General features: G+C 65.5%; 12 protein-coding genes. 4 read left to right on the top strand and 8 right to left on the bottom strand.

Annotated features, from left to right (window positions below; all coding sequences use genetic code 11):
• Positions 1 to 26: 26 nt before the first annotated feature.
• From ACVIN2_RS00965 to ACVIN2_RS00940, 6 genes are all read right to left on the bottom strand, one after another.
• Positions 27 to 1,019, bottom strand: coding sequence for a 30S ribosomal protein S2 (locus ACVIN2_RS00965; protein WP_007610895.1), 993 nt, complete (start codon positions 1,017 to 1,019; stop codon positions 27 to 29).
• Between the two features lie 221 nt (positions 1,020 to 1,240).
• Positions 1,241 to 3,751, bottom strand: a complete 2,511-nt coding sequence (locus ACVIN2_RS00960) for a caspase family protein (RefSeq protein WP_456764135.1) — start codon at positions 3,749 to 3,751, stop codon at positions 1,241 to 1,243.
• Between the two features lie 191 nt (positions 3,752 to 3,942).
• Complete coding sequence (locus ACVIN2_RS00955) at positions 3,943 to 4,683, bottom strand: carbonic anhydrase (protein ID WP_456764134.1); 741 nt, start codon at positions 4,681 to 4,683, stop codon at positions 3,943 to 3,945.
• 109 nt (positions 4,684 to 4,792) lie between these two features.
• Positions 4,793 to 5,311 carry a hypothetical protein gene (locus ACVIN2_RS00950; RefSeq protein ID WP_456769620.1) on the bottom strand — a complete coding sequence of 173 codons (519 nt, stop codon included), beginning with the start codon at positions 5,309 to 5,311 and terminating at the stop codon, positions 4,793 to 4,795.
• Positions 5,312 to 5,425: 114 nt separating this feature from the next.
• On the bottom strand, positions 5,426 to 8,929 hold the full coding sequence (gene dnaE, locus ACVIN2_RS00945) for a DNA polymerase III subunit alpha (protein ID WP_456769619.1): 3,504 nt from the start codon (positions 8,927 to 8,929) through the stop codon (positions 5,426 to 5,428).
• Positions 8,930 to 9,384: 455 nt separating this feature from the next.
• Positions 9,385 to 10,104 carry an outer membrane protein gene (locus tag ACVIN2_RS00940; protein WP_456764133.1) on the bottom strand — a complete coding sequence of 240 codons (720 nt, stop codon included), beginning with the start codon at positions 10,102 to 10,104 and terminating at the stop codon, positions 9,385 to 9,387.
• A gap of 252 nt (positions 10,105 to 10,356) precedes the next feature.
• On the opposite strand from ACVIN2_RS00940, the gene ACVIN2_RS00935 reads away from it, so the two are divergent.
• The 3 genes from ACVIN2_RS00935 (at position 10,357) to ACVIN2_RS00925 (ending at position 12,407) form a co-directional block, all read left to right on the top strand.
• On the top strand, positions 10,357 to 10,677 hold the full coding sequence (locus ACVIN2_RS00935; RefSeq protein WP_456764132.1) for a DUF3551 domain-containing protein: 321 nt from the start codon (positions 10,357 to 10,359) through the stop codon (positions 10,675 to 10,677).
• A gap of 1 nt (position 10,678) precedes the next feature.
• On the top strand, positions 10,679 to 10,927 hold the full coding sequence (locus tag ACVIN2_RS00930) for a DUF3551 domain-containing protein (protein WP_456764131.1): 249 nt from the start codon (positions 10,679 to 10,681) through the stop codon (positions 10,925 to 10,927).
• A gap of 145 nt (positions 10,928 to 11,072) precedes the next feature.
• Positions 11,073 to 12,407, top strand: a complete 1,335-nt coding sequence (locus ACVIN2_RS00925) for an MFS transporter (RefSeq protein WP_456764130.1) — start codon at positions 11,073 to 11,075, stop codon at positions 12,405 to 12,407.
• Between the two features lie 10 nt (positions 12,408 to 12,417).
• On the opposite strand, the gene map is transcribed toward ACVIN2_RS00925, so the two are convergent.
• Both map and ACVIN2_RS00915 read right to left on the bottom strand, forming a co-directional pair.
• Positions 12,418 to 13,167, bottom strand: a complete 750-nt coding sequence (map, locus tag ACVIN2_RS00920; RefSeq protein WP_456764129.1) for a type I methionyl aminopeptidase — start codon at positions 13,165 to 13,167, stop codon at positions 12,418 to 12,420.
• A gap of 78 nt (positions 13,168 to 13,245) precedes the next feature.
• Positions 13,246 to 16,395, bottom strand: a complete 3,150-nt coding sequence (locus ACVIN2_RS00915) for a GAF domain-containing protein (RefSeq protein WP_456764128.1) — start codon at positions 16,393 to 16,395, stop codon at positions 13,246 to 13,248.
• A 331-nt stretch (positions 16,396 to 16,726) separates the two neighbouring features.
• Between ACVIN2_RS00915 and ACVIN2_RS00910 the strand changes: the two genes are divergently transcribed.
• A complete protein-coding gene (locus tag ACVIN2_RS00910; protein WP_456764127.1) occupies positions 16,727 to 17,986 on the top strand; it encodes a hypothetical protein in 1,260 nt (419 codons plus the stop codon).
• Positions 17,987 to 18,006 lie beyond the last annotated feature (20 nt).

Raw genomic sequence — 18,006 nt, 5'->3', positions numbered from 1 at the left:
TCCGGCCAACCCATCGCTCTTTTTGACTATTCCGCTTCCGCGGTCAGCGCCTTGGCCTTGGCCACCCAGGCGTCCGCGCGGCTCGGCAGGCCGACTTCTTCGCCGATCTTGTGCGCAGTGTCGTGATCGAGCTCGGCCAACTGCCAGAAGTGGAAGATGCCGAGGTCGTTGAACTTCTTCTCGATCGCGCCCGACACGCCCGGGAGCTTCTTGAGGTCGTCGGAGGTGCCGCGCGGACCGGCGAGGCCCTGGAAGCCGCTCGTGGCGGCCGGCAGCTCTTCTGCGACCGGCCGAACCGAAGCGCCGACGTCGATGCCAGAATCGCCCTGGGCGCGCGAAATGCCGTCAATCGCAGCACGCGCGATCAGATCGCAATAGAGCGCAATAGCGCGGCCGGCGTCGTCATTTCCCGGCACCACATAGGTGATGCCCTTCGGATCCGAATTGGTGTCGACGATCGCCGCGACCGGGATGTTGAGCCGCTGGGCTTCCTGGATCGCGATGTCTTCCTTGTTGGTGTCGATCACGAAGATCAGGTCGGGCAGACCGCCCATGTCCTTGATGCCGCCGAGCGAGCGGTCGAGCTTGTCACGCTCGCGCTGAAGCGTCAGGCGCTCCTTCTTGGTGTAGGAGGAGGCATCGCCGCCGGCGAGCACGTCGTCGAGATGACGCAGGCGCTTGATCGAGCCCGAGATCGTCTTCCAGTTGGTCAGCGTGCCGCCGAGCCAGCGCGAATTGACGAAGTACTGAGCGCAGCGCTTGGCTGCGTCGGCAACGCCGTCCTGCGCCTGGCGCTTGGTGCCCACGAACAGGATGCGGCCGCCCTTGGCGACGGTGTCGCTGACCGCCTGCAAGGCGTTGTGCAGCAACGGCACGGTCTGCGCGAGGTCGACGATGTGGATGTTGTTGCGAGCGCCGAAAATGAACGGCGCCATTTTCGGATTCCAGCGGTGAGACTGGTGACCAAAGTGCACGCCGGCTTCGAGGAGCTGACGCATAGTGAAATCGGGTAGTGCCATCGTTCTAATTCTCCGGTTGGTTCCTCCGGAAGCGTGTGAGCAGGACAGAGCGTTGTCGCCCCGGCTGCCACCGGACGGCCTTGTGAGCCATGCTTCCGTGTGAGATGGCGCGGTGTATAGCGCGATTTCGACCAGAAGCAAGGAAATAAGGGCCTTTCGGGGCGGCTTTCGCCCGCGAGAGGCCTCCTTCCGTAAAGACCACGCTGCGGCCTAGCCCCTGCCTAGCATCTGGGCTGGTTCGGCGGGCACTTCTTTGCCGCCGGCGGCGGAGCCGGAGGACGCGGTGGGGGTGCTGCCGGGCGCGGCGGCGGCGGTGGCGCGACGGCCATCCGGGGCGGCGGAGGTGGCGCCGGCCGAGCGACCGGCGGCGGCGGCGCGGGTCGCGCCATTGGCGGCGGCGCCGGCCGAGCGACCGCGACGGGCGGAGCCGCCCGTGGCGGTGGCGGCGGCGCAATACGCGGCGGAGGCGGAGGCGCCGGCCGGGCCACGGCCTGAGGCCGCGGTGGTGGTGCCGACGGCCGGGCAGCCTGGGCGGGAGCAGCGGTCGGCTGATGCTGCGGCCGGATTGGCTCCCGCGCCGCCGAGGGCGGCGGCGTGACCGGTCGTCCAACTGGGCCAGGAGGCGGAGGCGTGCGGGCAGCCGGCGGCGAACCAGCCGGCTCGCGTGTCGCGGACTTGCCATGCTCCCCAGGCCCGGTCCCGGGCGGGCCCTGGGCCACCGGCGGCTTCGGCAGTTGGCCGGGGACAGCGGCCGGGTTTGTCGCCGTGGGCGCAGTCGCCGACGCGCCGGTCGGCGCACCGGGATGGGCTGGCGGCGTGGTGCCGGGAGCAGCAGTCGTCGGCGCTCCCGCAGGCCCTCCCGAATGGTTCGGCAGCGGCGCGCCGGGTGCAGTGGCCGTGGGCAACCCGGGTCTGCCGCCCGGCAGTGGCCCAACTCCCGCTTGCGGGACAGGTGGACCGCCATGGGTGCCGGGAACCGGCAGCGTGTTGGCTTGGGGCAGCTTGGCCGGTGGCGTTGCAGATGGAATGGCAGATGGAGTGGGAGATGGCGTACCGGTCGGCGCGACATTGGCGGGCGTCGCCGGAGGCGTTCCTGGCCTCGCCGTCGGCCGCATCGTCGCGCTCGGCGGCATCGGCGCCTTGCCCTGCTGAATCAGGGCGGCGCGCTGCACGACCGCCTGCGGCATGGCTGGACTAGCCGGATTGGTGCGCCCGGCAATGGTCGGCGTGAGATTGCCCGGTCCCGCTCCGGTACCCGCACCCGCCGCCGCCGGCGGTGCCGGCGGCTGGTTGATCACCGTGTTGATGACCGTCCTATTATGGATGTTCTGATAGATGATGTTGTTCGGCGGGGGTGCGACATAGAGCGGCGGCCTGACGAACACAGGAATCGGCACGAACATCGGCTGCGGCAGCACGAACAGGCCGATCACCGGCATCGGCGGCGACAGCACGACGAAATCCGGCGGCGGCGGCGGCAGATAGTAGACCGGCGGCGGCGGTGGCGGCGCGAAGCCAAAATCCGGATCGCTGAAATACAGCACAGGACGGTCGACATAGACCACCTCCTCCGGCGGCGGTGGCGGCACGTCGTAGTCGATCATCGCGAAGCTCGGCGGCGGCTCGGCCGGCGCGGTGAGAATCGCCAGGCGCCGGCGCGCATCTGCCGCATGCGGACCGCGCGAATAGCGACGCAGATACGACCAATAGGCTTCCGGCGTGTCGGTACGATAGGTTCGCCGCCAGGTGATGGCCTCACGGCGCGCCGCGACGATCGCCATCACGCGCTTCGACAGCGGGTCGCCGGGATAGGCGGTGAGAAACTCTTCATAGGCCGGCAGCGTGTCGCGCGTGAGCGCGGCGGCATAGGCATCCTGCACGCCGAGATCGCGGATCGGCTTGTTGCGGATCGCGGCGACCTGGTCGGGTGCGGCCTCAGGCGGCGGCGCGTCGGGCCCGCGCTCGAAGAACGAGAATTGGGCGGAAATCTTCTGCTCGTTCCAGGGCACTTGCGCGCCCTTGCTGGCCTCGTTGACGCGCAGGCGAACGCGGTCGAACACCTCGGGCAGCGGCAGGCCGCCGGTGCGGATCATCTCCGCCAGCGACTGTGCATAGATGCCGTAAGGTCCGGGCTCCTCGGGCGCCACCGTGCCGGGCGCGGCGTTGAACGCGATCAGCATGTTGGCCTCGGGCTCGACCAGCGCAAGTCCGCTCGCGATCTGCTGGCCGCCCTCCACGAAGGGCTGCGCCCGCGCGGCGTCGAGCACGACGATGTTGGCCTTGAGCGGAACGGAAGCCAGCTGGCGGAGATAGTCGCCGATGCGCAGGCCTTCGGTCGGAATGTCGGTGTCGCGGGTGATGTTGGAATCGACCGGGATGAAGTAGTTCTCACCCGCAAGCTGCACGCCATAGCCGGCGAGATAGACCATCGCGACGGTGCCCGGGCCTGAGGCCTGCGCCTTCTGGATGAAATCGCGAAAGCTCTTGCGCAGCGTGTCGCCGTCGAGGTCGCGGGCGCCGACGACGTCGAAGCCCGCCGCCTGCAGCGTCTGCGCGATCAGGCCGGCATCGTTTGCCGTCGTCGCCAGCGGCGACTTGGAATAGGCGCCGTTGCCGACCACGAGCGCGATACGCTTTTCCTGCTGCTGCGCACGCGCCGGATCCGGCGCGCCCGCGGCAAGGACCGCGATCGGCAGGAGAAGGCAAATGAAGGCTCTGAGCGTCCCACGCATGGCTTGCTTGCCCGTTTTTGTTGTTGAGGTGCCGCCACGCATCAGACGCGCGGCCAGCTGAATGGCACTTGAACGAAAGGCTTCCAAATAACGAAGGCTTGGATTGAGGCGGCGGCATGGCCACCCCGCTCCGGTGTCAGCTTCGCGTAAGTGACGCGGCGACGCACCGGCGCGAGGCGAAGTCAGCCGGTTCAGCCCTGCGCAATCAGGTCGACCGTTCCCGTCGTGAGCCGATAGATGCCGCCGACGACCTTCAGCTTGCCCTGCTCCACCGCCGCATTGAGGATCGGCGTTGCCGATTTCAGCTTCGCGACGTTGTCGATGACGTTCTGCCGGATCGCCTTGTCGAGGACGTCCCCACCCTGCTGCATCGCAGCCTTGGCGGCGGGCGCGATCGCATCGACCAGCGAGGGAATATGGCCCGGCGGCGGCTTGTTGTCCTTGATCGCCTTCAGCGTGGCATCGACCGCACCGCAAGCGTCATGGCCGAGCACGAGGATCAGCGGCGTATTCAGCACGGCCACCGCGTATTCCATGCTGGCGACGGTTTCGGTGCCGGCAAAATTTCCGGCGACGCGGCAAACGAACAGATCGCCGCGGCCGGTATCGAAGGCATATTCCGGCGCGATGCGCGAATCGGCACAGCTCAGCACGGCCGCGAACGGATTCTGTCCGCCGACCAGCGCCTCGCGCTCGTGCTTGAAATCGTGCCGCCGCGACACGCCGTCGACATAGCGCGCATTGCCTTCCGTCAGGCGCTTCAATGATGCGTCGGGCGACAGCACGTTCTGCGGCTTGGGCGGCGTTTTCGTCTCCTTGGCGAAGGTCCTGCCGGTCAGGGCGAGGCCGAGCGCGGAGGCGCCCAACAACATCGCGGACCGCCGCGACGGCGCGATCCTCTCATGTGGGGATTCATTGCACTTGTCGCACATGTCTCGTCCCTCCCCGGCGCGGTGTACCAACGGCCTCACGGCGATCATAGCCGCAACGCTGTGACGACACCACAAATGACGGTGCGGGCGGGACCGAATTCGCGCGGGGCTATTGCGCCAACCGAAGCTCTGCGATCGTCGTCCTGGCGGCCGGTTCATCCAAGGGCAGGAAATCCAGAGGTCCCTGATTCTTATAGCCGGACGTCATCGCAAGCGTGAGACCCCAGCCCAGCAGCCCGGTGCTCGCGTTCGCGATCATGGCGCTCTTGCGCTCACTGAAGCGCGCTACGAAGAACACGGTCTGGCCCGACTGAGCCGAGAAGTCCACGCGCGTGACGCCGAGCGCCGCTTCCTCTGCTACGAACTGGTGCTGGCCTGCCGGGCGATCGACATAGACATATGTCCCGGTCTTCAGGCCCTTGATCGGCGTACCGTCGAGGGAAAATTCCCAGTCCGGATCGCCGATGCCGCCGAATCCTTTCTCGCGAAACACGACGACGCGGGCCTGCCCGGCTTTCGGCGGACCCAGCTTTCGTACCGTCTCCGAATATCCGAGCCCGCTCCTCGCCGTCTCACAGCCGCACAGCAGTGCCGCAGCCACGAGCAATACCAGCCCACGCAATAGCATCACGCCCCCAGATTTTCCCCGAGCGCATGCTAATCAAAATCAGCGACAGGTTGCAACAGGGCCGCAGCATCACCCGCGCAAAAGATGCAGCCGCCTGCAACACGGTGCGTGTTGCTAGAGCTGCTGCACGTCGACGACGCCGGCGACCGCCTTGATGGCGCCGGCGATCTGCGGCGAGACCTTGAAGCGGCCGGGCAGCTTCATCTCGACCTCGGTCTCGAGGTCGAGCATCATGACCAGCGAGACCTCGCCGTCGCCGTTGGAGCGGGGCGCGGTGCCGGGACTGCCGACCTTCGGCACGGGCCCGTTCGAAGCGGCCATGTCGGGACCGGCGAGACGCTTGGCGATCGATTCCAGCGGCTTGGTGTCGCGCACGAAGATGCGCAGGCCCTTCTGGGTCTTGGCCGCGGCCTCGTCCAGCGGCTCGGCGTGGAGCACGCGCGCGCGGACGTCCTCGCCCTGGAGCTCGGCCCCGAGCTGGAGCAGCACCGCGGCGCCCGGCTCCAGCACGTCGCGATATTGCGCGAGGCCTTCGGAGAACAGCACCGCCTCGAAGTGACCCGTGGGATCAGAGAGCCCCATGATGCCCATCTTGTTGCCGGTCTTGGTGCGCCGCTCCATGCGCGACACCACGGTGGCCGCGACCTTGCCTGCCGTGGCGCCGGTCTTCACCGCGCGCGAGAACTCGGCCCAGGACTGTACGCGCAGCCGCTTCAGCACGGTGGCGTAATCGTCGAGCGGATGTCCCGACAGGAAGAAGCCGATCGCGTCATATTCACGGCGCAGCCGCTCGGCCGGCAACCAGGGCTCGATCTGCGGCAGCATGATGGTCGGCGCGTCGGCCGAGCTGCCGAACATGTCGTTCTGGCCAATGGTTGCAGCTTCGTTCGCCCGCTGGCACGCGGCGAGAATCGAGTCGGCGCCGGCGAAGACCCGCGCCCGGTTCGGCTCCAGCGTGTCGAAGGCGCCCGCGGCGGCGAGGCTTTCGATGATGCGCTTGTTGATCGCGCGCGGCGACACCCGCGCGGCAAAGTCGGCGAGCGAGGTGAACAAGCCGTTTTTGGTCCGCTCCGCGATGATCTGCTCGACGGCCGCAATGCCGACGCCCTTCAGCGCCGCGAGCGCGTAGTAGATGGTCTTGTCGCCGACCTCAAAAGTCGCGCCGGAGCGGTTGACGTTGGGCGGCTCGACCTTGATGCCGAGGCGCTGCGCCTCGGCGCGGAATTCGGAGAGCTTGTCGGTATTGTTGAGATCGAGCGTCATCGACGCCGCGATGAACTCCACCGGGTAATGCGCCTTCATGTAGGCGGTGTGGTAGGACACCAGCGCATAGGCGGCCGCGTGGCTCTTGTTGAAGCCGTAGTCGGCGAATTTCGCCAGCAGCTCGAAGATGGTATCGGCCTGCCCCTTCGGCACGCCGTTCTTCACTGCGCCGGCGACGAAGATCTCGCGCTGCTTCTCCATCTCGGCGCGGATCTTCTTGCCCATGGCGCGGCGCAGCAGGTCGGCGTCGCCGAGCGAATAGCCCGACATCACCTGCGCGATCTGCATCACCTGTTCCTGGTAGATGATGACGCCGAAGGTCTCCTTGAGAATCGGCTCCAGCACGGGGTGGAGATATTCCGGCTCCTCGTCGCCGTGCTTTCGCGCGCAATAGGTCGGGATGTTCGCCATCGGACCCGGTCGATAGAGCGCGACCAGCGCGATGATGTCCTCGAAACGGTCGGGGCGCATGTCGACCAGCGCGCGCCGCATGCCCTGGCTTTCAACCTGGAACACGCCGACCACCTCGCCGCGCGCCAGCATCTGGTAGCTTTCGGCATCGTCGATCGGCAGCGTCGCGAGGTCGACATGGATGTCGCGCGGCTTGAGCAGTTTGCACGCGACGTCGAGCACGGTCAGCGTCTTCAGGCCGAGGAAGTCGAATTTCACGAGGCCGGCCGGCTCGACCCATTTCATGTTGAACTGGGTCACCGGCATGTCGGATTTGGGATCGCGATACATCGGCACGAGTTCGCTCAGCGGCCGATCGCCGATCACGATGCCGGCGGCATGCGTCGAGGCGTGGCGGGTCAGGCCTTCGAGGCGCTGCGCGATGTCGAAGGCGCGCGCCACCACCGGGTCCTCGTCGCGGAATGCCTGGAGCTTCGGTTCGCTCTCGATCGCGGCGGCCAGTGTCACCGGCGCGGCCGGATTCTGCGGCACGAGTTTTGTGAGCTTGTCGACCTGGCCATAGGGCATCTGCAGCACGCGGCCGACGTCGCGCAGCACGCCGCGCGCCTGCAGCGTACCAAAGGTGATGATCTGCGCGACCTGGTCGCGGCCGTAGCGCTCCTGGACATACCTGATCACCTCGCCGCGGCGATCCTGGCAGAAGTCGATGTCGAAGTCCGGCATCGAGACGCGTTCCGGATTGAGGAAGCGCTCGAACAGCAGGCCGAACTTGATCGGGTCGAGGTCGGTGATGGTCAGCGCCCACGCAACCAGCGAGCCTGCGCCGGAGCCGCGGCCCGGCCCGACCGGGATGCCCTGCCCCTTCGCCCATTTGATGAAGTCGGAGACGATCAGGAAGTAGCCCGCGTATTTCATGCGCATGATGACGTCGAGCTCGAACGCAAGCCGCGCGTTGTAATCTTCTTCCGTCGTGCCTTGCGACAGCCCGTGCACGCGCAGGCGGTTGGCGAGCCCCTCCTCTGCCTGCCGCTTCAATTCGGCCGCCTCGACAGAGGCGGCATCGGAGCTTGCGGCAGCGCCGACCGTGAAGAACGGCAGGATCGGCTTGCGCGTCATCGGTCGGAACGAGCAGCGCTCGGCGATCTCCACCGTCGAGGCCAGCGCCTCCGGAGTGTCGGCGAACAGCACCGCCATCTCGGCGCGTGTCTTGAAGCGATGATCGGGCGTGAGCTGCTCGCGCTCGGTCTCCGCGATCAGCCGCCCGCCGGCGATGCAGAGCAGCGCGTCATGGGCTTCGTAATCGTCGCTCGCGGCGAAATACGGCTCGTTGGTCGCAACCAGCGGCAGGCCCTTGGTGTAGGCGATGTCGATCAGGCTGCTTTCGACCCGCCGCTCCTTCTCGGTGTTGTGGCGCTGCAATTCGATGTAGAGGCGGTCCCCGAACAGGCTGGCCAGACGCTCGCAGCGCGTCGCCGCGAGCTCGCTATAACCACCGGCAAGCGCCAGCGAGATCGGCCCGTCCGGACCGCCCGTCAGCGCGATCAGGCCTTCGGTCTCGCCTTCGAGCCAGTCGAACTTGATGTGGGGAGCATGAGTGTCGGGCGTCTCCATGAACGCGCGCGAGTTCAGCCGCATCAGGCTGCGATAGCCGCGCTCCTGCGCGGCCAGCAGCACCACGCGCGAGGGCAGCAGCACGTTGCGCGCAGTGGGATCCTGGTCGCCGAACTCGATCGCGATCTCGCAGCCCACGATCGGCTGGATACCGGAGCCCGCCATCTTGTCGGAGAACTCCAGCGCACCGAACATGTTGTCGGTGTCGGTCAGCGCCAGCGCCGGCTGATGGTCTTTCTTCGCTAGCTCGGCGAGCTTGGCGATCTTGATCGAGCCCTTGAGCAGCGAATAGGCCGAGTGAACGTGAAGGTGGACAAATCCGGCGCTCGGCATGGTCGCGTGACGGCCTCTTGCAGATGAGATGGAGCGGTCGCCGGCACCGGAGGCATCCTGCACTCGCCTGGCCGACTCGCCTCACAATGGTGGGGCGCCACGCTGCCAGAGTCCACGCCGGAGCGGCCGATCAGCCGCCTCGTCCTGCTTTTCCCCAACCTGGGCTCGCGCCTAGAGCTGCGGGAGCACCTGGGCCCAGATCGCGATCATCCCGACAAACAGCGCGATCGATGCTAGCGCGGCGGCTTCTTCGACGAAAATCCTGAACATGGCCTGCTCCATGGCGAGAACGTATGAAGAACATTGTTCTCATTTCGTTCTCAGGAGTCAAGCCATCTTCGCCGCCTCGAAACCGAATGGTTAACCCGCTGAACTTGAACAACAAAAAAGCCCCGGCCAATGGCCGGGGCTTTCGCCGACCGCTCGAAGTCGAGCGATCGATATCAGGCTTCTACTCAGTAGCGGCCGAGGCTCGGGCCGCCGAACTTGTAGTTCAGGCGGACGAGACCCATGTCGACGTCCTGACGGATGCGATCGGTCGAGGGCACCAGCGCGAACGTGACGTTCTTGTCCTGCAGGAAGATGTGGTTGTACTCGACGCCAACCGACCAGTTCGGGGCGAAACCGTACTCGAGGCCGGCACCGATCGTGCCACCCCAACGGGTCTGATCGTTCGAGGACAGCAGGGCGCCGCCCAAGGTCGAGACTTCATACTTGCTGCCGGCGACAGCCGCACCGCCCTTGGCGTAAACGAGGACGTTGTTCCAGGCGTAGCCGATCTGACCGGTGATCAGACCGAACGAGTCGATCTTGGAACGGTTGCGGGTCGCGAACAGCGCGCTGACGTTGTCGCCCGAGAAGTCAGCCCAGTTGCCCTGACCTTCGATGCCGAACACCCACTGGCCCGACTGCATGCGGTAGCCGATCTGACCGCCGACCGTGCCGCCGGTCGCATCGTGCGAACCCTCGCGGCCACCGCCGACGAGATCCCAGGTCGAGTGGGCGGAACCGCCGCCGCCGTTGACGCCGATGTAGAAGCCGCTCCAGTCGTAGATCGCGGCAACCATCGCCGGCGCCTTGGTGTAAGGCCGCGCAGCGAGGTCAGCAGCCACCGCCGGTGCAGCCGCGCCGAGCGCGACAAGGCTCACAGCAGCAAGCAACAGATTCTTGTTCATTTGATTCCCGTTCCAGTTTCGTCGTTAGGCCCCCGGGCCGTGGCGTCGTCATAACAGCGCTCGACGGAATTGCTGTAACCTCGACGCCACAGTCCGCGCCAAAGGATCGCGCTTCATTAATGAAGATTTACCAGCGCGCGCGGGAAGCCCTTTGGAACAAGGGTTTTCATGAGTTCCATCGTCGGCTACACGACATCTGCGACGCGTGCGCGTGACAACGTCGCGTGCACGTTCGCGTGATTGGAGAATTGAATGCGCAGACGAATTGCTCTCCCCATTGTCGCCACATTTTCGCTTGCCCTCGCCACATTTGGGTTCACCCTCAGTGCAAGCGTGCCTGCGCACGCGTTCGGGACCCACCATGCCTTCTGCCTGACCGGCGATGAATGGCCGGGGCTGAGCAATTGCACGTTCGATACTTACGCGCAGTGCCAGGCGAGTTCATCGGGCCGCGCCCTCACCTGCATCGCGAACCCGTATTTCGCAGGCCAGAGCGACGATCCCTATGCATATCAGAACAGGCCGCGCGCGCAGGTGCCCGGCTATTCACCCGGTTACTACGTGCCGCGTTGAGATGCGTCGCGCTCGTCTCGCGCTCCTCGCCATCGGCCTGCTCCTCGCGGGCGCGCCTGCGCACGCGCAGACCTACGATCCGAGCTATCCGGTCTGTATGCAGATCTACGGACCCGTCGGCTATTTCGATTGCCGCTACGCCTCGCTCGAGCAGTGCAGATTTTTGGCCGTCGGTCGGTCGGCGACGTGCGTGGCCAACCCGTATTTTGCGCAGAAGAAACCCCCTCGCCGCCCGCGGCGGGTCAACTAAATCGGGACGCTGATATGCGGCCTGCCCTGCGTTGAGATTGCAGTGTTGACGCCGACCGATCCGGGTTTAAGTACGACGGAGAAATCTTGCAGGGGTGGCGACGTTCGCTGGGCTGGTTCCCGTTGACGCCACCATTGCAGGACACATGACGACATCGCAGCCAGCGACATCACAGCAAGCGACCTCGCCGCGCGCGACCGCGGCATCCACGCCCCCTCATCTCGCCATCGTCCTGTTCTCGCTCGCGATGGGCGGCTTTGCGATCGGGACCACCGAATTCGCATCGATGAGCCTGTTGCCGTTTTTCGCCGCCGACCTCGGGGTCGACGAGCCGACCGCCGGACATGCGATCAGCGCCTACGCGCTCGGCGTCGTGCTGGGCGCGCCGCTGATCGCTGTGCTTGGCGCACGGTTGGCGCGGCGCGCGCAGCTGTTGATCCTGATGGCCGTGTTCGCGCTCGGCAATGCCCTCACCGCGCTGGCGCCCGGCTTTGGCTCAATGATCGCGGCGCGTTTTCTCTCGGGATTGCCGCATGGCGCCTATTTCGGCATCGCCGCGCTGGTCGCAGCCTCGCTGGTCCCTCAACATCGTCGCTCGCAGGCGATCGGCCAGGTGATGCTCGGCTTGACCGGCGCCACCATCATCGGTGTGCCGCTGGCCAATCTGATTGGGCAGGCGATCGGCTGGCGCGCGAGCTTCGGCCTCGTGTCGGTGCTGGCGTTGCTCACGGTGCTGCTGTGCGCCTTGTTCGCGCCGCGCGACAAGGCTGGCCGGTCCGATCCGCTGCGAGAGCTCGGCGCGCTGCGAAGCGGCCGCGTCTGGATCACGCTGGCAATCGGCGCCATCGGCTTCGGCGGCATGTTCGCCGTCTACACTTATCTCGCGACGACGCTGATCGAGGTGACCAAGGTCAGCCCCGCGCTCATACCAGTTTTTCTGGCCGTGTTTGGCATCGGCGCGACGCTCGGCAATCTGTTCGTGCCGCGCTTTGCCGACCGCGCGCTGATGCCGACGGCGGGAGGCATCCTGCTGTTCTCAGCGGTCGCCCTCTCAGTGTTTCCGCTCGCCGCCGGCAATCCCTGGGCGCTGGCGGCAGACGTCTTCGCCATCGGCGCCGGCGTCTCGCTCGGAGCCATCCTCCAGACGCGGCTGATGGACGTCGCCGGCGACGCGCAGGCGCTCGCCGCCGCACTCAACCATTCGGCGTTCAACACCGCCAATGCGCTCGGCCCGTTCCTCGGCGGCATCGCCATTCGCGAGGGGCTGGGCTGGACCTCCACGGGCCCCGTTGGCGCCGCGCTGGCGGTTCTGGGTTTCCTGATCTGGATCGTCGCCTATCGCGACGCCAGATCTGTTCCGGTCGATATCAGCTCAGGAAGCAAGACCGCCCCATCGGAGAATCCTCCGGCGAGACGTGCACCGCCGCTGGCGCCGGATGATCGAAGCCGTTCGGATGCTGCCCGAGATCCGGTGGCTTGAGGAGGCCTCCTTATCCAGCCATCGTCACGATCAACGGTCCGCTTCGCGTGGCGATCACCGTGTGCTCGTATTGAACGGTCGGCGCCTCGGGGCTGCTGTAGAGCGTCCACGGATCGTCGCCATCCTGTGCCCATTCGGCGCCAAGAGACAGGAACGGCTCGACGGTGAACACCAGGCCTTCGCTCATGACGCGGCGTTCGGAGCGGTCGGGCCACGTTGCGATCTCCGTCGGCTCCTCGTGGAGCGACAGGCCGACGCCGTGGCTGGCAAGGTTCCTGACCAGGCTGTAGCCGTTCTTCCGCGCAAAAGTCCCGATGGCTTGACCGATACCGGCAATCGGTTTGCCGGCTCCAACCTGCTGCAGGCCGGTCCACATCGCGCGCCGGCCATCTCTGCAAAGACGTTCGACCGCTCGGGTTGCGGGCGGAACGGCGAACGACGCTCCCGTATCCGCAAAGAAGCCGTTCTTCTCGGCTGACACGTCGATGTTCACGAGGTCCCCACGCGCGATCCGCCGATCGCCCGGGATGCCATGAGCGATCTCCTCGTTCACGCTGATGCAGGTCGCGCCCGGAAAGTCGTAGGCCAGCTCCGGAGCCGAACGTGCGCCGGCAGCCTCCAGCAGGGTTCGCCCGATCCGGTCGAGCTCGGAGGTGGTCATGCCCGGCTCGAGCGCCTTCCCCATTGCCTCCAGGATATTGGCGACGATGCGCCCGATCTCTTTCAGGCGCGCGAGGTCCTCGTCATCCGAGATTGTCATGTCATGCTCTTCCGAAAGCCGGGACATAGCTCTTGTTACGGCGGCTTGCAAACGGAAGAGATCGTTTCCAAGCCGCGTTCAGATCTCGTCGAGCAAGCTGCGGACCTTGGCGGCGAGGTCTTCGATAGCGAAGGGTTTCGGAAGCAGATGCCTGCCTGCATCGAGCACGCCATTGTGAACGATTGCGTTACGCGTGTAGCCGGTGGTGAACAGCACCTTCAGAGCCGGGTATCGTTTCGAGAGCTCGGCCGCAAGCTCGGCGCCGGTCATGTCGGGCATGACGACGTCCGTGAACAGCAGATCCGGAACGAAACCATTTTCGATTGTCCTGATCGCCTCTTTGGCACTGCCTGCCTCGATGACGGTGTAGCCGAGTTCGCGCAGGCTTTCGGACGACATGCTGCGGACTCGCTCGTCGTCTTCCACGACGAGAATGGTTTCGTTCTGATGGCTTGCACCGGCGGGTATCGCTTCCTGCGACAGATCTGAGCCCGCCTCCTCGCCGGCGAAGCGTGGAAGGTAGATCTTCACGGTCGTGCCAACGTCGACTTCCGAGTCAATTTTGACATGGCCGCCCGACTGCCGCACGAAACCATAGACTTGGCTAAGGCCGAGGCCGGTGCCCTTGCCCACGACCTTGGTCGTGAAAAACGGATCGAACACCTTGCCCAGCACATCGGCCGGAATTCCCGTGCCGTTGTCCGTCACGGCCACGAGAACGTACTGCCCGGGTGCGAGTGCGTACTCGCGAGCATATTTCCGGTCGATCGAGGCGTTGCTGGTTTCTATCGTCAGCCTGCCGCCCTTTGGCATGGCATCGCGCGCATTGACCGCGAGATTGATCATGGCGCTTTCAAGCTGGGCCGGGTCTGCCTTGACCCGCCAAAGGCCATCCGCCAGCACCGTTTCGAGGCGGATCAGCTCGCCAAGTGACCGCTCGAGCAGCTCGCTCATCCCGCCGACCATCTTGTTGATGTCCACGACCTCAGGCGCGAGCGGCTGTTGGCGCGAGAACGCGAGCAGCCTCTGCGTCAACGTGGCTGCGCGATTTGCACCGTCGATGGCGCCCTCGATGAAGCGGTCTATGCTGACCTCTCCCCTGCCGAGCCGCCGCTTGGCAAGATTCAGGCTGCCGAGAATCACGGCCAGCATATTGTTGAAGTCGTGGGCAATACCCCCGGTCAATTGCCCGACGGCTTCCATCTTCTGGGATTGCCGCAGTTGCTCTTCGGCTTTCATGCGCTCGGCAATTTCGTCGGCAACACGTTGCTCCAATCCGGCATTGAGCGCTTCGAGCCGGGTCAAGAGCTGGGCGTTGTCGATAGCGGTGGCAGCATGGCCGGCAATCCCAAGCAAGGCGGCCTCATGCTCTGCCTGGAATTTACCGGTCTCGGCGTGACCGAAGAAAAGTCCGCCGAGGACTTCGCCGGTTCGCGAGGTCACGGGGACCGCCAGGTAGGATCGGACCGGAAGATGACCCTCCGGCATGCCTTTCCGTGGCGCGTTTTTGCCGTAGCGCGGGTCCTGCAGGATGTCGTCGGACCTCATCGCACCCGTGCCCTTGAACGTCGGCTCGAACACGGCGGTGTTGCGTGGCATCGGGAAGTTCTCGAAAGCGGACCGCGGCACACCGGACAGCGAATACAGCATGTAGCTGCCGCCATCCGGCGCAACGACATTGTAGAAGAAGGCCCCGAACTGAGCGCCAGTCAGCTCGACGCCGGCATCCGTGACGATCTGGACGATCTTCTCGAGATCGCGCTCGCGAGACACCGAGGCCCCGGTATCATTCAGTAGTCTGAGATGACGCTCGGTTTTCTTTTGCGCGGTGATATCCAGAACCGTTCCGATGAACCGAACAGCCTGGCCGTTGACGAAGATGGCTTGACCGGTCGCGGCGATCCAGCGCTCGACCCCATCCTCGATGCCGATGGTTCGGTATTCCATATTGTAGCTTGTCGGCGCGTGCGGCGTCAGGGCTGCGGACACGGCCTCGTGGGCGCGCTGCCTGTCCTCGGGATGAAGGCCCTTCAGGAACGACCCTTCATAGCTGACTTCGGCATCGGCCGGTAAACCGAACACCTCCCTGCAGCGGCTATCCCATCGAAGGACGTTGTTGACCGGGTCGTAGTCCCAGGTGCCGATACCGGCCGCCTTGTTGGCAAGCGTCAGGCGTTCGGCGGACTCCCGCGCCGCCTGTTCCGATCGGACGCGCTCGATGTGGGCCCACGATCGCTCGGTCACTTCGGTGAGCAAGGCGAGTTCGCGCGGCGTCCACTGGTGCGGGCCGCGGTGATGAATCGCCATCAGGGCGGTCAGTCGCCCTTCTTTCACCAAGGGCATGCAGATCGTCGAACCGATCCCGATGTTCTGGAAAGTGGCGGCTTCGTCCGGCGCAATCTCCCTTAAATTGTCATTGATGATGAGCGGCCTGCCCGCGCCCAACTCTCGCACCGCCTTCTTGCCGAAGTCGGCCAGACTGTAGTGCCCGATGATATGCATTGCGCCGGGCGCGGCCCAATCGCCGCGTATCGTGAAGCCGTCCTGGTCCGGGTCCATGTCGGCATAGGCGCAGTTCGAGACGCCGAGATGCTCGCCGACCATTTTGGTCGTGACCGCCATCACGCCGTCCGCATCGCGAGTCCTGGCCGTCTCCTTGTTGAGTGCGTCCAGGAAAAGCAGACGGGCTTCGTTCTCCCGCACGGCCGTCTCCGCACGACGACGCTCGACGGCCGTGCGCGTCCGCTCGGCAACATCGCGGATGAGCTCCAGCTCTTCGGGGCTCCATTCGCGCGGCCCGGCATTGTTCAAATACAGCAGCGCCACGACCCCGTCGGGCTCCGAGATCGGCATGTTGACGAGCGCACGCGCAGAGATCGCCTCCAGCGCCTCGGCACGATCGCCGACACGAGGATCTTTTTCCGCATCGGCACAGATGACGGTCTCGCCCCGCTTGAGATCTTCGATGTAGCTGCCATAGTCGCGGAAGCGCAGCACGCCTGCGAGGCTCAGGATGCCCGGTGCGTTCCAGTCGCGGACAATGGTGATGGTCTCGGCTGAGGTGTCGACCGTGCCATAGCCCGCCCTGCTGACGTTCAGGCTGCGGCCAAGTAGCTCTGCCGCAGCATAGGCGAGATCGTCGGGATTGCTGATCTCCCGGATGTAGTCGCCGAGTGTGGCTAAGACGGAATTGCGATCGGCCGAGCGGACCCCGGTCGCTGTCGTCATTGGTCTTCCCCTGCCACTTTCCTGGCTCCACGATGGACCAGCTGTTTGATCGTCCCGCTGCTGTTAGCTTCGACCACAGGTAGCCCGCCTGAACTTCGAGTGATGCAGACGGTCGCGCAAATTGTCTGCGCGATAACCGCATGATGGCATTTAGGTTCCCGCCATCGCCGCCCCCTTGGAGATGCCGTTCTGCCTGCTCCCACCTGGCGGTCCGATTGCCAATCCAGACGTCGCGGACAGGCACGCGGACACGCCACCGCAAGTTGTGGCTGCGCGGATCGTCGTGTAGCATCAGTGTCTGCCTTTCACCGCGCGTGGTCCCCGTCGTTTCATGCTCGCCCGTCGTCTGCTTGTCCTGGCCTCGCTGTTGCTTCCCGGCGCATTGCATGCCGAAGGGACGCCGGCCGAGAAGACTGGATTTGCGTCCAGGCTGACGATCTATCTTGCCAAGGGACCACCCGACGCATGCGGACCGGGCTGCGACCGCTGGATCGCCATCGAGGGCGATATCGACCAGGACGCTGCGCCGCGCATTCGCCGCTTCCTCACCGGCGTCAAGGACACGCAGCGTCCGATCTACCTCTATTCACCCGGCGGAAACGTGGAGCAGTCCTATGTCATCGGGCGGTTGTTGCGCAGCCGCAAGGCGATCGCCCGGGTTGGCCGGAGCATCGCGACGGCGTGCGCCGCAGGCACGCAGGTGGACGCCGCGTGCCTGAAGATCAAGAACGCGGGCGGCGAGGTGGAAGCCGAACTCACCACCTACCATGCGATGTGCAACTCGGCCTGCGGTTACCTGTTGCTCGGGGCGACGTCGCGTGAGGTTGCCCCCGACGCCGCGCTGGCGGTCCATAATTCCAGGCTGGTCCTTGCCTTTCACGGGCATCCGCCTCCGGCGGCGGTCGCGGAATACAGACAGCGCCGGATGGCGAGGGCCGATCGCGATCGCGCTGCATTCATCGCGGCGATGGGGATCAGCCGCGAGCTTGATGATCTGATCCGGACGGTGAAGTTCGAAAACCTGCACGTGCTGACGCGCGCCGAGCTCTATCGATTCGACATCGACACGCGTTCGCTTGCCGAAACGGCGTGGAAGCTGGAAAAGGAAGCGCGCCCCTTCGTCCGCAAGTTCGCGATGCTGAAGAAGGAGAACGGCGCGTTGTTCCGGCCCATGGAATGGCGTCTGTCCTGCGAAAGCGGGAAACGCGTGCCGCTGACATTCGCGGGCGAGATCGACGAGACAGCCGTCGGCAAAAGCACCATCCTGGTGACGGCGGACGCCGACACGGACAAGACGGCCGGAGGGTCTGCGTTGCGGGCCGGAAAATATGAGGTCTGGCGCGGCAGCATCGATCCCGACATGGTCAAGGCGATACTGGCGTCCCGCTCCCTGCATGTCCGCGAAACCACGCTGTTACCCGACGACAAGGCGGACATCACGAGATTCGACATCGACTTGAGCGGCCTGACGTCAGTGTGGCCGCAGCTTGCGGCGTCATGCGCGGCGGCGACGCCGGCTCCGAAGAGCCCGTGGCCGGCCCTTCCGCGGCCGAACGCCGGCGTAACGCTCCCGGCAGCCCCGTCGCCGTAAGTTCAACGAGGCAAAACTCG

This window comes from Bradyrhizobium sp. USDA 3650, from assembly GCF_054057395.1.
The sequence above is the reverse complement of the archived record's forward strand: the minus strand, read 5'-3'. Positions and strand labels throughout refer to the sequence as shown.

Bases quoted from the DNA above. Each gene is read 5' to 3' on its own strand.
- ACVIN2_RS00925 (WP_456764130.1), top strand. From the start codon at position 11,073: ATGACGACATCGCAGCCAGCGACATCACAGCAAGCGACCTCGCCGCGC.
- map (WP_456764129.1), bottom strand. From the start codon at position 13,167: ATGACAATCTCGGATGACGAGGACCTCGCGCGCCTGAAAGAGATCGGG.
- ACVIN2_RS00940 (WP_456764133.1), bottom strand. From the start codon at position 10,104: ATGAACAAGAATCTGTTGCTTGCTGCTGTGAGCCTTGTCGCGCTCGGC.
- ACVIN2_RS00955 (WP_456764134.1), bottom strand. From the start codon at position 4,683: ATGTGCGACAAGTGCAATGAATCCCCACATGAGAGGATCGCGCCGTCG.
- ACVIN2_RS00910 (WP_456764127.1), top strand. From the start codon at position 16,727: ATGCTCGCCCGTCGTCTGCTTGTCCTGGCCTCGCTGTTGCTTCCCGGC.
- ACVIN2_RS00950 (WP_456769620.1), bottom strand. From the start codon at position 5,311: ATGCTATTGCGTGGGCTGGTATTGCTCGTGGCTGCGGCACTGCTGTGC.
- ACVIN2_RS00930 (WP_456764131.1), top strand. From the start codon at position 10,679: ATGCGTCGCGCTCGTCTCGCGCTCCTCGCCATCGGCCTGCTCCTCGCG.
- ACVIN2_RS00965 (WP_007610895.1), bottom strand. From the start codon at position 1,019: ATGGCACTACCCGATTTCACTATGCGTCAGCTCCTCGAAGCCGGCGTG.
- ACVIN2_RS00915 (WP_456764128.1), bottom strand. From the start codon at position 16,395: ATGACGACAGCGACCGGGGTCCGCTCGGCCGATCGCAATTCCGTCTTA.
- ACVIN2_RS00935 (WP_456764132.1), top strand. From the start codon at position 10,357: ATGCGCAGACGAATTGCTCTCCCCATTGTCGCCACATTTTCGCTTGCC.
- dnaE (WP_456769619.1), bottom strand. From the start codon at position 8,929: ATGCCGAGCGCCGGATTTGTCCACCTTCACGTTCACTCGGCCTATTCG.
- ACVIN2_RS00960 (WP_456764135.1), bottom strand. From the start codon at position 3,751: ATGCGTGGGACGCTCAGAGCCTTCATTTGCCTTCTCCTGCCGATCGCG.